Annotated in this window: 12 protein-coding genes; 6 read left to right on the top strand and 6 right to left on the bottom strand. The window is 60.9% G+C overall.

What is annotated here, in order from left to right; genetic code table 11:
* The first annotated feature begins 118 nt into the window (after positions 1-118).
* Positions 119-2,215, top strand: coding sequence for an acyltransferase family protein (locus MHY87_RS14045; RefSeq protein ID WP_239352624.1), 2,097 nt, complete (start codon positions 119-121; stop codon positions 2,213-2,215).
* Between the two features lie 58 nt (positions 2,216-2,273).
* On the opposite strand, the gene MHY87_RS14040 is transcribed toward MHY87_RS14045, so the two are convergent.
* Positions 2,274-3,473 (bottom strand): mandelate racemase/muconate lactonizing enzyme family protein, encoded by a 1,200-nt coding sequence (locus MHY87_RS14040; RefSeq protein ID WP_239352622.1) that lies wholly within the window; start codon positions 3,471-3,473, stop codon positions 2,274-2,276.
* 205 nt (positions 3,474-3,678) lie between these two features.
* On the opposite strand from MHY87_RS14040, the gene MHY87_RS14035 reads away from it, so the two are divergent.
* The 5 genes from MHY87_RS14035 (at position 3,679) to MHY87_RS18980 (ending at position 8,260) form a co-directional block, all read left to right on the top strand.
* Complete coding sequence (locus MHY87_RS14035) at positions 3,679-4,176, top strand: TRAP transporter small permease (protein ID WP_239352619.1); 498 nt, start codon at positions 3,679-3,681, stop codon at positions 4,174-4,176.
* Positions 4,173-5,456: a TRAP transporter large permease subunit gene (locus MHY87_RS14030; RefSeq protein ID WP_239352617.1), complete on the top strand. Its 1,284-nt coding sequence runs from the start codon at positions 4,173-4,175 to the stop codon at positions 5,454-5,456. Before MHY87_RS14035 ends, MHY87_RS14030 begins: the two co-directional genes overlap by 4 nt.
* Positions 5,457-5,497: 41 nt before the next feature.
* Entirely contained in the window at positions 5,498-6,508 is a 1,011-nt protein-coding gene (locus tag MHY87_RS14025) for a TRAP transporter substrate-binding protein (RefSeq protein ID WP_239352615.1), read from the top strand.
* 92 nt (positions 6,509-6,600) lie between these two features.
* Entirely contained in the window at positions 6,601-7,581 is a 981-nt protein-coding gene (gene denD / locus MHY87_RS14020) for a D-erythronate dehydrogenase (protein WP_239352613.1), read from the top strand.
* Between the two features lie 202 nt (positions 7,582-7,783).
* Entirely contained in the window at positions 7,784-8,260 is a 477-nt protein-coding gene (locus MHY87_RS18980) for an HU family DNA-binding protein (RefSeq protein ID WP_370644934.1), read from the top strand.
* A gap of 187 nt (positions 8,261-8,447) precedes the next feature.
* Here MHY87_RS18980 and MHY87_RS14010 read toward each other — a convergent pair whose 3' ends face one another.
* The 5 genes from MHY87_RS14010 to rnr form a co-directional block, all read right to left on the bottom strand.
* Positions 8,448-9,464: an LLM class flavin-dependent oxidoreductase gene (locus MHY87_RS14010; protein WP_239352611.1), complete on the bottom strand. Its 1,017-nt coding sequence runs from the start codon at positions 9,462-9,464 to the stop codon at positions 8,448-8,450.
* A gap of 135 nt (positions 9,465-9,599) precedes the next feature.
* Positions 9,600-9,767 carry a 50S ribosomal protein L33 gene (rpmG, locus tag MHY87_RS14005; protein WP_091138407.1) on the bottom strand — a complete coding sequence of 56 codons (168 nt, stop codon included), beginning with the start codon at positions 9,765-9,767 and terminating at the stop codon, positions 9,600-9,602.
* Positions 9,768-10,042: 275 nt separating this feature from the next.
* Positions 10,043-10,768 (bottom strand): NUDIX hydrolase, encoded by a 726-nt coding sequence (locus MHY87_RS14000; protein WP_239352737.1) that lies wholly within the window; start codon positions 10,766-10,768, stop codon positions 10,043-10,045.
* Positions 10,740-11,225, bottom strand: a complete 486-nt coding sequence (locus tag MHY87_RS13995; RefSeq protein ID WP_239352609.1) for a DUF983 domain-containing protein — start codon at positions 11,223-11,225, stop codon at positions 10,740-10,742. Before MHY87_RS13995 ends, MHY87_RS14000 begins: the two co-directional genes overlap by 29 nt.
* A 16-nt stretch (positions 11,226-11,241) precedes the next feature.
* Entirely contained in the window at positions 11,242-13,566 is a 2,325-nt protein-coding gene (gene rnr, locus MHY87_RS13990) for a ribonuclease R (protein ID WP_239352607.1), read from the bottom strand.
* Positions 13,567-13,611 lie beyond the last annotated feature (45 nt).

Below are 13,611 nucleotides of genomic sequence, written 5' to 3'. Positions count from 1 at the left end.
CTCTGGAGGTTGGGAGGTTTCAGGTCACCTCTTGCCGTAGGGCAGAGGGTCCGTGTTCCCAATCAAATCATAATGGTGTAGCAGGGCCAAACCCTTATATTGTTTCGGCGCTTCCATAATGTCTGTTTCAACAGCCCACAAAACCGCTGGCCAGTACTATCCCTATATCGATGGTTTGCGGGCATTGGCCGTTTTGGCGGTATTCATCTACCACCTTCACGGCCCATGGCTGCCCGGCGGCTTTGTCGGGGTTGACGTGTTCTTCGTCATCTCCGGCTTCATCGTCAGCGCATCGATGGCAGGGTTCAAAGGGCAGGGGTTCTGGTCGTTCATCGGCTATTTTTATGCGCGCCGTATCAAACGCATCGTACCGGCACTGCTTGTTTGCCTCTTAGGCACTGCAATCCTGACGGCGCTCTTCATTCCGCCCTCTTGGTTGAGCTCGGTTAATCAGCAGACTGGTTTTTATGCCATCTTCGGTCTCAGCAACTTCATTCTGGCTCAGAGCGGGCGGGATTATTTTGCTCCGACGACAGAGTTCAACCCTTACACCCATACATGGTCGCTGGGTGTCGAAGAGCAGTTCTACTTGATTTTCCCCCTGCTGTTCATTGGCTGGTTGACCGGCGGTCGAAAGCGTCTTGTGTCGACAGCGTTGTTTGCAGCGCTAGGCTTCGCTTCTCTTGGGTGGAGTGCGTGGCAGAGCTGGAGCAATCCCACCAATGCCTATTTCCTGACACCCAGCCGTTTCTGGGAGCTGGCCGCCGGTGCCTTGCTCTTCCAGTTGGTCAGCCTGACGCCGCCGACGAATAGCACGGATGGAAAGCGTAAGCTCTTTCGGGCGGCCATCGGCGGCTTCTCGATCGCACTTCTGCTTGCTGCCTTCTTTATCTCCTCTCCCAAACGCTTTCCCATTCCGGACGTGCTGCTCTCGATTGTCGGCACGTTGGGCCTGATCTGGAGCCTTCACGGCCACAAGGAACTGCGTCGCCTCCATGCCGTTCTGGGTAGCCGTCCGCTCGTCGCCATCGGTCGGATTTCCTACTCTCTGTATCTTTGGCACTGGCCCGTTTTCGTACTGTTTCGCTGGACATACGGGCTTGAGACCCTGTCGATGAAGGCTCTCGCCGCCGCTCTGGCCCTATTGCTGGCAGTTGCTTCATGGCGCTTCGTGGAGAATCCCATTCGGTATGAGAGCAGGCTGAAGAAACTGCCGTATGTGGCTGTCATTGCATCCGGCCTTGCTGCGATGGTGTGTATTGCTGGTCTGACCAAAATTCTTGCTGACAATCAGCGAAGGGTTTCTCTCAGCGTCGTTACCCAGAGCCCTGATGCCTGGTATCCCGAGGGCATGGCTTCAAGCCCTGACCATCCCGGCTGCACAGCCTTTCCCACAAAGAGTGTGGTGGATGGAGGATTGCTTCTGACCTTCAGCCCTCACGGCTGCGAGACGCCGGTCAATTTGAGCAAGCATACGGTTTATGCCATCGGAGACTCACACGCTCTGGCCTATCATCGAATGTTCCAGCTGTTCTCCATTCGCGAGGCCACGCGCGTGCAGGTCTATGCCAATGGCGGCTGCCCGTTCCTGAGCCTGCAGCCGGGCAAGGATGTCGAGAACCCGCGATGCCGGCCCCATATCGAAGCTGCGTTGCGGGATATGCGAAGCCGCATCAAGCCGGGCGACGTGCTTTTCTTGCCGTCCTTGAGGTTGACGCGCCTGTCCGACCAATGGATCTATTTTGGCGAGGAACGGGCCCGCAAATCGGTAACGGAGAATGGCCACATCCAGGCGCGACAGCGGGCTGTCGCGAATGCCGTCGAGACACTTCGGGAATTCTCGGATCGGGGCGTTATCATCGTTTTCGAGGCCCCAAAGCCGCTGTTCAAGTCGCCACCGTTCCGCTGCGCGGATTGGTTCAACCGTGAGAACCCCATCTGCGAGCAGGGGGTTACCATGCAGAAGGCGACGCTCGACTTTTTCCGCCAGCCGGTGCTTCAGGCTTTCGAGAACATCGCCCGCCAAGTGCCCGGGGTGACGATCTGGGATCCTTACCCGGTTCTCTGCCCAGAGAGCGAGTGCAGTGTTTGGAAAGATGGAAAGCCTCTGTTCCTCGATGGCGATCACGTGAGTGGCTACGGGAACGAGACGTTGCTGCCGTCGTTTACGGATGCGATCCGATCCAGATTGGCCACGGCGCAGGCCGCTCGATAGCGAAGGCATCACGTCGCCCGTCCTGGGGTGAGGCTAGAGTCAAAATGAAGCGCCGGCGTCAGGGAGCGTTGGTGCAGCGCACGATAGCGTCCGGACGTTTCCAGAGGTCGGGCAGCAATTCCAAGCCAAGTCCCGGCTTCATGTTCACCGTGACTTCGCCTTTAGTGACTGTCGGCAACTCCGTCACCAACTCCGTGTACCAACCTGTATAGAAAGCGCGGACGCTCTCCTGGATCAGCGCGTTGCGCGCATGCAGCGAGAAATGGCAGGAGGCCGCATAAACGACGGGGCCGGTGCAATCGTGTGGAGCAACGGGAACGTGCCAGGCTTCCGCGAGCGCCGCGATCTTCCGCGCTTCGGTCAAGCCACCGCACCACGACAGATCTAGCATGGCAACGCCCGCGACGCCGGTTTCGAGATATTCCCGGAAGGCGTGCGTATAGGACAGGGTCTCCGAGGCGCAGACCCAGGCCTTCGAGTGCTGCGCGTATTCCTTAAGGTCGCCGATATTGTCGAGGCGGAAGGGATCTTCATGCCAATAGGTGTCGAACTGGGCTAGGGCTCCAGCGAGCTTCTTCGCCATCGGCAGGCTCCAGAGGGAGTGGAACTCCACCATGATGTCCATCTTGTCGCCGACGGCCTTGCGGATCTTGGCGAAGGGTTCGAGCGCGGTGCGCAACTCGTCGGCCGAGATGTCGTAGCCGTTGGTGCGTTCGGCGGCCACATCGAAGGGCCAGATCTTCATGCCGGTGATGCCCTGCTCCAAGAGCGAGTGAGCCAGATCGTCGGCGTGGTTCAGGAAGGCGTCGAGATCCTCGTAATCTCCCCCAATGTCTCCGACTCCCCAATTCGCGACCTTCTGCGCGCGGCTGTCGCGGATATAGCGGTAGCCCGCGCAGGTGTTGTACACCCTGATGTTGTCACGTGAGCGTCCGCCCAGCATGTCGCAGACCGGCTTGCCGTGAGCCTTGCCGAAGATGTCCCACAGGGCGATGTCGATGGCCGAGTTGCCTCGTGTCTCCACGCCCGCCGAGCGCCAGCCGAGATAGTTTTGCAGGTCCCGGTTGATCCCTTCGATCTGGAGCGGATCGCGCCCGATCAGCTTCGGCGCCACCGTTTCATGGAGATAGGCTTCGACGGCGGCTGCTCCCATGAATGTCTCGCCAAGCCCGATGATCCCTTCATCGGTATGCAGCCGCACCCATACGATGTTCGCGAATTCCTGAAGGCGGATCGTTTCAATGCGGGTGATCTTCATGAGATGCTCTCAAATGCATGTATTCGCTAGCACAATGTAATATTGATACTGTTCATGCAGATCATACCATAAGATGATCCGGCTTGATTTGATGCTGACTTGAATAATTCCTCTTGCCGAACAGAATAGTAGAAAATCAATAACCAGATCGGGAGGAGCTGTGAGCAGGATCGGGGCTTTCTTCTTCAGAGGGCTGGAAGGCCTGATGGTCTTTCTGCTGGCCGGCATGGTTGCCATGGTCTTCGGCAATGTCGTGCTGCGCTACCTGTTCGACACCGGCATCGACGTCTCCGAGGAGCTGTCCCGCATCTTCTTCGTGTGGTTGACCTTCATCGGAGCCGTGGTGGTGGGGCGGGAGAATGCCCATCTGGGCGTTGAAACCCTTGTCTCTAGGTTCGGAGACAAGGGTCGAAAGATCTGCATGATCCTATCGGATATCTTCATCATAATCTGCTGCGCCGTGTTCTTCTGGGGTACATGGCTGCAGGCCGAGATCAACGCCACGAACTATGCTCCCATCACTGAGATCTCGATGTTGTGGGTCTACGGTATCGGTTACTTCACGAGCATCGGCTTAGGGTTGATGGCTGCCTACAGGATCTTCCGGGTGCTGACGGGGCGCATCAGCGAGCAGGAGGTGCGCGCCTTTGCGGGCGATTACAGCGATGATGAAGCCCATGCCTTGAGGGAGCGGCTCGAGTGACAATCGTCGTTTTCCTCGTCTCCCTTCTGGGAGCCATGGCGCTGGGCATGCCGATTGCCTTCGCGCTCATCGTCTGCGCCCTCGCGCTCATGGTCTGGCTCGGCAATTTCGACAGCCAGATCGTTGCGCAGAACATGATCATCGGGGCGGACAACTTCCAGCTCCTGGCGGTGCCGTTCTTCCTGCTCGCTGGTGAACTGATGAACGTCGGCGGCCTGTCGAAGCGCATCGTCAATTTCGCGCTCGCCTGCTTAGGCCACATCCATGGCGGCCTGGGCTATGTGGCTATCGTCGCCGCTTTGATCCTAGCAGCCCTGTCCGGCTCTGCCGCCGCAGATACGGCGGCGCTCGCGGCAATCCTCATTCCGATGATGCGCAATGCCGGCTATGACATTCCGCGGTCCGCGGGCCTCATTGCAGCAGGCGGCATCATCGCTCCGGTCATTCCGCCCTCCATCGGCTTCATCATCTTCGGGGTGGCGGCCAATGTGTCGATCTCCCAGCTGTTCCTGGCAGGCGTAGCCCCCGGGATAATGATGGGCCTGTCGCTCGTCGTCGCGTGGTGGATCGTCTGTCGGAAAGACAAGTTGAGGACCTACCCGCGAACGACCATGCGCGAACGCGGGAAAGCCTTCGTCGATGGATTCTTCGCCCTCCTGATGCCGGTGATGATCCTAGGCGGCATCAAATGGGGCATCGTCACGCCGACGGAAGCGGCGGTGCTGGCTGCGGTCTACGCGCTCGTCATCGGCATGTTCGTCTATCGCGAGCTGAAGCCGTCCATGCTTTACGGCGTTTTCCTCACGGCCGCGAAGACGACCGCTGTGGTGATGTTCCTCGTGGCGGCAGCGCTGGTCTCCGCATGGCTCATCACCCAGGCGAATATCCCCGCCGAGATCAGCAGCTTCATCGAACCTCTCATGGGCAACAAGACCCTGCTCATGTTCGCCTTGATGTTCCTGGTAGTGATCGTCGGCACGGCGCTCGACTTCTCGCCGACGGTGCTCATCCTGACACCGGTCCTCATGCCCATCGTGAAGCAGGCGGGCATCGATCCGGTTTACTTCGGCGTCCTGTTCATCATCAACAATGCAATCGGGCTGATCACGCCGCCGGTGGGCATCGTGCTCAACGTGGTGAGTGGCGTCGCCCGTGTGCCCATGGGAGCCGTGATCAAGGGCGTCAATCCGTTCCTGATCGCGCAGCTCATCGTGCTCGTCCTGCTCATCATCTTCCCCGAACTCGTGATGGTGCCGCTGTCATGGCTCAGGGGGCGGTGAGCAGAAGGGAAAAGAAGAAGATCCAAGGAGAGGAAACGACCATGAAGACCTTGAAATATGCACTGGCCGCAGGTGTTGCCGTCACGCTCTTGTCGGCGCTGCCTGCCGCCGCTCAATTCACCGAGCGCAATATTCGCCTGTCCAACGGCGTGAACGAGGATCATCCGAACGGGAAGGGTGTCGATAAGTTCAAGGCCTGCCTTACCGAGAAGTCTGGCGGCAAGATGAAGGTCCAGGGGTTCTGGGGCGGCGCATTGGGTGGCGATCTCCAGGCCACGCAGGCGCTTCGCTCGGGCACGCAGGAGATGGTCGTCACGTCGAGCTCGCCGCTCATCGGCATCCTGCCGGAACTCGGCGTCTTCGACCTGCCGTTCCTCTTCGCAAATGAAAAAGAGGCCGACACCATCCTCGACGGCGAGTTCGGCAAGCATATCGACGCGAAGCTCGAAGGCGTGGGGCTCGTCAATGTGGCCTATTGGGAAAACGGCTTCCGCAACCTCACCAATTCCCGCCGTCCGGTAGAGAAGTGGGAGGACTTCAAGGGCCTGAAGGTCCGCGTCATGCAGAACAACGTGTTCCTCGATACCTTCAAGAACATGGGCGCCAACGCGGTGCCGATGGCCTTCGGCGAGGTGTTCACGGCGCTTGAGACCAAGGCCATCGACGGTCAGGAGAACCCGTTCGTAACCATCGATACCTCGAAGTTCTACGAGGTGCAGAAGTACCTGTCGGTCACCCGTCACGCTTATACGCCGTTCCTGGTTCTGTATTCCAAGAAGCTGTGGGACGGGTTGTCGAAGGACGAGCAGGCGGCCGTGCGCGATTGTGCCATCGCCGGCCGTGACGAGCAGCGCAAGGCGTCCCGCGAGTTGGGGCAGGCTTCTCTCGCAAAGATCAAGGGCGCAGGCATCGTCGTCAACGAGCTGAACGAGCAGGAAGCGAACCGCATGCGCGATCAGGCCAAGGCCGTGTGGGAGAAGCATGCAGCCACTATTGGGCCCGAGACGGTGAAGATGATGCAGGCCGAACTCGACAAGATGCGTAAGAAGTAAGGCAATCCAAAATGCGCCGCCCGGAGCCCTGGCATTCGGGCGGCGCAAGCTGCTTTTGAAGCGTCAGAATTTTTGAGCAAAGTCTTTCAGCGATGCAGATTCTCATTCTCGGAGCGGCCGGAATGGTCGGCCGCAAGCTCACCGAACGGCTCGTCAGGGAGGGGCAGCTGAACGAGCAGGCGATCACGCGCCTGATCCTGCATGATGTGGTCGAGCCCGACGCTCCGCAGGCTCCCTTCGAGATCAAGGCGCTCACCTCCGATTTCTCTCAACCCGGGGAGGCTGACAGACTCGTGGCAGGCCGCCCCGACATCATCTTCCACCTTGCCGCCATCGTATCCGGTGAGGCGGAGGCGGATCTGTTAAAGGGCTACCGGATTAATCTGGACGGGACACGACTCCTCTTCGACGCCATCCGGCATGTGGGCGACGATTATCACCCGCGGGCGGTCTTCACATCCTCCATCGCCGTCTTTGGCGCACCATTCCCAGAGGCCATCGGCGACGAGTTCTTCCTCACGCCGCTCACGAGCTACGGCACGCAGAAGGCGATCGGCGAATTGCTGCTCTCGGATTATACTCGGCGCGGCTTCTTCGACGGCATCGGCATTCGCCTGCCGACGATCTGCGTGCGTCCGGGCAAGCCCAACAAGGCGGCATCCGGCTTCTTCTCCAGCATCATTCGCGAGCCTCTCAACGGGCAGGAGGCGGTGCTGCCGGTGCCGGAGGATGTACGCCACGCCCATGCCTCGCCGCGTTCCGCCGTGGGCTTCCTCATGCACGCGGCCACCATCGACACGGCGAGGATCGGACCGAGGCGAAACCTCACCATGCCGAGCGTCTCCGTGACAGTCGCGGAGCAGATCGAGGCCTTGCGGCGCATCGCCGGAGAAAAGGTCGCGGCAAGGATCCGCCGCGATCCCGATCCTGATATCATGCGCATGGTGGCAGGCTGGCCGCGCCGGTTCGACGCCAGCCGTGCTGAAAGCCTCGGCTTCCGCGCGGAGACGAGTTTCGACGAGATCATACGCCTCCACATCGAGGATGAACTTGGCGGAAGGATTGTCGGTTGATGGCAGGAAGAGCCGTCCCTTGAGTCGCGCTCTTTTCCTGCCGGAGCAGCGTCGGCTGCCTCCAACAAGCGTTTTTCAAGGCGATTCAGCGGTTTTTCGACATTTGCCTTGTGGAAACGGCTTCCAGCAACTTGGAACTTTGTTCCCAACCAGTATGCAGATCGTGCTAAATACGAGCATGGCCTCGTGAAAGGAGTTTCCAGTGGCAAAGACTGCAACCAAGAAAGCCCCGGCCCGTAAGGCCGCAGCAACCAAGGCAACCAAGGCTCCGGCCAAGAAGGCTGCCGCCAAGAAGGTGGTCGCTAAGAAGACCGCAGCGAAGAAGCCCGCCGCTGCCAAGACGTCTGCGAAGACCGCAGCCAAGGCTGTCAAGAAGCCCGTCAAGGCCGCCGCTACGTCGAACGGCATTCTCACGCTCCGCAACATCGCTGACGTTCTCTCCGAGACGCACGAGCTGCCGAAGCGTCAGGCGAACGAGATGATGACTCAGCTGATCGAGATCATCGCGAAGAGCCTGAAGAAGGGCGACAAGATCCGTCTGTCCGGCCTCGGCATCCTGCAGGTCCGCAAGCGCGCTGCCCGCATGGGCCGCAACCCGCAGACCGGCGAGCCTGTGAAGATCAAGGCTTCGAAGAAGATCGCCTTCCGGGCCGCCAAGGACCTCAAGGAATCGATCTAAGTCTTTTCACGGCGGCGCGGCATCATCTGCTGCGCCGCTGTTTTTCTGACGGGCGTCAGCGCTCGTTTCGTCCTCGCGCTCTAAAAGTGCCGGCCCACTGTTCATCAGGAGCGAGAGGACATCGGCTCTTCCGTCGAACTATCCGGGAGCCGCGTGGCATTTCTCAAATGATCTACGGTCCGCGCCCTCATCGCCAGCCCAGCGCTGGAGCAACATGCTTCAGGATGGCCTCCATGACATGGGCGTTGTAATCGACGCCGAGCTGGTTCGGCACGGTCAGAAGCAATGTGTCGGCTTCTGCAATCGCCTCGTCCGACTTCAGTTCATCGATGAGCTTGTCAGGCTCCGCAGCATAGGAGCGGCCGAAGATTGCGCGCATGTTGTCGATGATGCCGACTTGGTCTCCGTCCTTGCCATGGCCGAAATAGGCGCGGTCGCGGTCGTTCACGAGGGCGAAGATCGAACGTGAGACCGAGACGCGGGGCTCGCGCTTATGCCCCGCTTCCTTCCACGCTTCGCGATAAAGGCGGATCTGCTTGGCCTGCTGGACATGGAAGGGCTCGCCCGTCTCATCCTCCTTCAGGGTCGAGCTCTGGAGGTTCATGCCCTGCTGCGCGGCCCACACCGCCGTCGCGTTGGAGGCGGAGCCCCACCAGATGCGCTCACGCAGGCCCTCCGAATGCGGCTCGAGGCGCAGCAGGCCGGGCGGATTGGGAAACATCGGGCGTGGATGCGGCTCGGCGAAGCCTTCGCCCTTGAGAACGTTGAGCAGCACTTCCGTGTGGCGGCGTGCCATGTCGGCGTCGCTTTGGCCCTCTTGCGGCTCGTAACCGAAATAGCGCCACCCATCGATGACCTGCTCGGGCGAGCCGCGGCTGATGCCGAGCTGGAGACGCCCGTTGCTGATCAGATCCGCCGCGCCCGCATCCTCGGCCATGTAGAGCGGGTTCTCATAGCGCATGTCGATGACGGCGGTGCCGATCTCGATCCTGCTCGTCCTCGCGCCGATCGCCGCCAGCAGCGGGAAGGGCGAGGCAAGCTGGCGCGCAAAGTGATGGACGCGGAAATAGGCGCCATCCGCCCCAAGCTCCTCGGCCGCCACGGCAAGGTCGATGGACTGAAGAAGGGTGTCGCGGGCTGAGCGCGTCTGTGACTGGGGCGAGGGCGACCAATGCCCAAACGAAAGAAAACCGATCTTCTTCATGAGCCGATCCTATCCAAGTGCCTTCGTCGATTCGTCATGATAGCAGACCGGCAGGATACGCTCCGGTACCGCCCAAACGAAAAAACCGCCCCGATGAGGAGGCGGTTTTCGAATTCTGCGGTTGTCGCAGGAAGCTTACTTGATCTTGGCTTCCTTGAACTCCACGTGCTTCTTCGCGACAGGGTCGTACTTCTTGAACGACATCTTATCGGTCATCGTGCGGGAGTTCTTCTTCGTGACGTAGAAATAGCCCGTGTCGGCGGTGGAGACGAGCTTCACTTTGATCGTAGCGGCTTTGGCCATAGGTCTGGACCTCTTGTTCGGTTTGAAGGCGCTCGGTTGGCCCTATGGCGTGGCCGAAACGCAAAGGCCGGGCGAACCCGGCCGGAATTTCGTGGGGTTCCATTGCCCGATTATGCCGGTTTCGTCAAGGGTTCCGGCATGGGAGGGAGGGGATTTTCCCACCCTGGTGTCATCCCCGGCGGACCGGATGGCCGGGAAGGGGCTCCATAGCGCTGCACTTGGCCGTGGATTCCCTTCTCCTCCGCTGCGCGTAGGCCGGGAATGAGACGGGGGCGCTAAAGCAGCTCCCGGACGAAATGGCCACGCTTCTGGTGGAAGAAGGGAACCGGCAGCATGGGGCTGAAGCCGGCGGCGATCCGGGCTTCCAGCTCGCTGAGGAGCACGCCGGTGATCGGTGGAAGGTCGAGCTTACGCGCCTCTGCCACGGTCACCCAGGCAAGCTCCACGAGCTCGGAATCGGGGCTCACCACGCCCTCGACCTCATGGGCGATGGCGGTGCGGTCGACGGCGAAGAATCGAGTGTCGAAGCGCTTCACACGCTTGGGCGGCGTGATGGCCCGGCCGATGAAATGCAGCTCTTCCAGGTCCGGGAAGACGCCATGCTCGCGAAAAGCCTCCCAGGGGGTGCCGGCGGGCACCGTATTGGGGCTGCCGTAATCCCTGGTGCCGAGCATGAGGCCCGTTTCCTCAAAGGTCTCGCGGATGGCGGCGAGCGCCAGGGCGCGGCTGCGCTGAACGGAGGGGCGAGTAACCTTTGCCATGAGGGCCTCTTCCGCACGTGGATGAAGCGCGCCGGTGACCGTCATCGAGCGGTCTCCCGCCTCGATCCGTCCGCCGGGAAACACGAACTTACCCGGCATGAACTTGTGCCCGTCATGGCGCTTGCCCATGAGGACCTTCGCGTGCTTCCCCTTGCGGTCGATGATGATGAGGGTCGCGGCGTCGACGGGACGAAGAGTGGGAATGTTCGCCTTACGCTCCCCGGCGACCAGCGTATCCATCCGAGCCAAGACTTTCGCGTCCGTCACCCGCGTTCTCCCGATCTGCATTTCGTTTGGCCCAGGCCGCCCCGAAGCCGTGCATTCCTAGCGCGTATTGAAGCCCCACGACAGCGCCTTTGACGGGCTGGAGCAGGGCGAGAGATAGAACGACGGTCAAAAGCGGCCAGATCGCCAGATGCACCCAGAGCGCCATCTCCATCTTCGTTTCGGTCATGAGAATGCCATACCCGATCAGGTGGCCGACGATGAACATCACGAGATAGGGCGGAAAATCGTCGGCGCGGTGATGATGAAACTCCGTGCCGCAGGCCTCGCAGCGATCAACGACCTTCAGGAACCGACCAAAGAGCCGGCCCTCGTTGCAGGCCGGACAATGGCAGAGAAAGCCGCGCCGCATGGCTGTGATTGCAGGCACATCCTCGGCGGGGCCTGAGGAGGTGTGGATCGTGAGAGGCATCTCGTCTCGTTTCCTGTCAGCCGCGTCCGCGGCGTTTCACCTTGACTCGGGTGGGCGAGCGACGATCCGAGGCGGAAGCTTTCGCTCCCTTCTTCGCACCGCGTGGTGGGCGTTTGCCGCTCTTCCTGCCGCCGCCGACCTTGCCGGTGACGCGGCCCTTGGTGAGCAGCTCGAACCGCAGGGCGCCCGCGACGGGCGCTGCTTCCACCAGCTTCACTTCCACCTTGTCGCCGAGGCGGTAGGTTTCGCCTGTGTGCTCGCCGCGCATGGAGTGGGTCTTCTCGTCGAAGCGATAATAATCGTCGCCGATGGTCGCGGCTGGCACGAAACCGTCCGCGCCGGTCTCGGCAAGCTTGATGAAGAGGCCCGCCTTCGTCACACCTGAAATCTGTCCGTCGAATGTGGCCCCGATCCGGTCGGCGAGGAAGTGCGCGATGAGGCGGTCTATTGTCTCACGTTCCGCCGCCATGGCGCGCCGCTCCGCCGCCGAGATTTTGGCGCTGATCTCAATCAGCTCCGCGCGCGTGGTATCGGGCGACAGCCCATCCTTGCCGAGTTTCAGCGACGTGATCAGAGCGCGATGGACCATGAGGTCCGCATAGCGGCGGATGGGGGAGGTGAAATGCGCGTAGCGCTTCAGATTGAGGCCGAAATGCCCGTAATTCTCCGCCGAGTATTCCGCCTGCGATTGTGAGCGTAGCACCACTTCGTTGATGAAGAGCTGGTGCTCCGTTCCATCAACGCTGCGCAGGATCCGGTTGAAGAGTTCGGGCTTCAGGGCTCCTTGCGTGGGCAGCTTCAGGCCGATGGAAGCGAGCACTTCGCTCAAAGAGCGCATCTTCTCCAGCGAAGGCTCGTCATGGACGCGGTAGATCAGATCCGATTGCGCCTTCTCCAGCGACTCGGCGGCAGCCACGTTGGCGAGGATCATGAATTCCTCGATGAGCTTATGCGCTTCGAGGCGCTCGGGCACGAACACGCGATCAACCGTGCCGTCTGGTTTGAGCACGATCTTGCGCTCGGGCAGATCGAGGAAGAGCGGCTCACGGATGTCGCGCGCCTTCTTCACCAGGGCATAGCCAGCCCAGAGGGGCTTGAGGATCGTGGCGAGGATCGGCTTCGTCACATCGTCGGGCCTGCCGTCGATGGCGGCTTGCGCCTGTTGATACGACAGCTTTTCCGCCGAGCGCATCATGACGCGGTGGAACGTGTGGCGGATCTTCCTGCCGTCGGGGCCGATCACCATGCGCACGGCGAGGGCAGGGCGGTCTTCTCGTGGACGCAGCGAGCAGAGGTTGTTGGAAATCCGCTCCGGAAGCATCGGCACGACACGGTCGGGGAAGTAGACCGAGTTGCCGCGCTCCTGCGCCTCACGGTCCATGGGTGAGCCGGGTCTTATGTAGGCTGCAACATCCGCAATAGCCACGGTGAGGATGTAGCCGCCTGCGTTGTTCGGGTCCGTATCGGGAGCCGCATGGACCGCGTCGTCATGGTCCTTTGCGTCAGCCGGGTCGATGGTGATCAGCGGCAGCTCACGCCAATCCTCGCGGCCTGCGAGGGTGGCTGGCTTTGCGGCTTCCGCCTCGTCGATGACGGCTTTCGGAAATTCGTTCGGAATGTTGTGAGCAAAGATCGCGATGAGGCTCACGGCCTTTTCCGATTTGACCGAACCCAGCCGCTCCTTGACCTTAGCGGTCGGCAGCCCGTAGCGCCCGTGCTTGACGATGCTTGCCGCGATGAGGTCGCCGTCCTGCGCGCCGTTCTCGTCTCCGGCATTGATCTGCAATTCCTCGCCACGGCCTTTCTTCTCGACGGAAACCAGGCGTCCGCCACCCTCAGGCAGTGAACGGTAAATGCCGAGCACCTGCGCCTGCTTCTTGGCGAGGATTTTCGTGACGCGGCCCGCATAGCGATGAATGTCGCCTGCCTTCAACGGGTCGACCCGCAGCAATGCCCGGTCGCCCACGCCAGCTACCGGCATGCCGGGCTTCGGCTTGCGGGCGGGCATGATGATGATCGTGGGGATCGAGCCGTGCTCCTCGTCCCATTCGGTCGGCACAGCTATCAGCTCGCCGTCGCGGTCGCGCTTGATGATGTCGGCCATCACCATGGGCGGCAGCTGGCCCGCCTTGTGGATCCGCTTCCCTCGGCGATCCACGGTACCCTCGACCTCCAGGTCTTTCAGCATCTGCTTAAGCCAGATCTTGTCGCCGCCCTTGATGTTGAAGGCCTGCGCAATCTCACGCTTTCCCACCTTGCCGGGGGACTTGGCGATGAAGGCGACGAGATCCTCCCGGGACGGGAGGGCGGAGGAAGAGTGCAGTTTGGAACGTTTGGCCAAGGCAAAAACTCGTTGAGTTCGTCAGGTCTTGTCGCATGCAAGCTT

The organism is Microvirga sp. ACRRW, assembly GCF_022346925.1.
Taxonomy (GTDB): domain Bacteria; phylum Pseudomonadota; class Alphaproteobacteria; order Rhizobiales; family Beijerinckiaceae; genus Microvirga.
Note: the sequence above shows the minus strand (reverse complement) of the source record. Positions and strands in the feature narration are given on the sequence as shown.

Bases quoted from the DNA above. Each gene is read 5' to 3' on its own strand.
- MHY87_RS14045 (WP_239352624.1), top strand. From the start codon at position 119: ATGTCTGTTTCAACAGCCCACAAAACCGCTGGCCAGTACTATCCCTAT.
- MHY87_RS14040 (WP_239352622.1), bottom strand. From the start codon at position 3,473: ATGAAGATCACCCGCATTGAAACGATCCGCCTTCAGGAATTCGCGAAC.
- MHY87_RS14035 (WP_239352619.1), top strand. From the start codon at position 3,679: ATGGTCTTTCTGCTGGCCGGCATGGTTGCCATGGTCTTCGGCAATGTC.
- MHY87_RS14025 (WP_239352615.1), top strand. From the start codon at position 5,498: ATGAAGACCTTGAAATATGCACTGGCCGCAGGTGTTGCCGTCACGCTC.
- denD (WP_239352613.1), top strand. From the start codon at position 6,601: ATGCAGATTCTCATTCTCGGAGCGGCCGGAATGGTCGGCCGCAAGCTC.
- MHY87_RS14010 (WP_239352611.1), bottom strand. From the start codon at position 9,464: ATGAAGAAGATCGGTTTTCTTTCGTTTGGGCATTGGTCGCCCTCGCCC.
- rpmG (WP_091138407.1), bottom strand. From the start codon at position 9,767: ATGGCCAAAGCCGCTACGATCAAAGTGAAGCTCGTCTCCACCGCCGAC.
- MHY87_RS14000 (WP_239352737.1), bottom strand. From the start codon at position 10,768: ATGGATACGCTGGTCGCCGGGGAGCGTAAGGCGAACATTCCCACTCTT.
- MHY87_RS13995 (WP_239352609.1), bottom strand. From the start codon at position 11,225: ATGCCTCTCACGATCCACACCTCCTCAGGCCCCGCCGAGGATGTGCCT.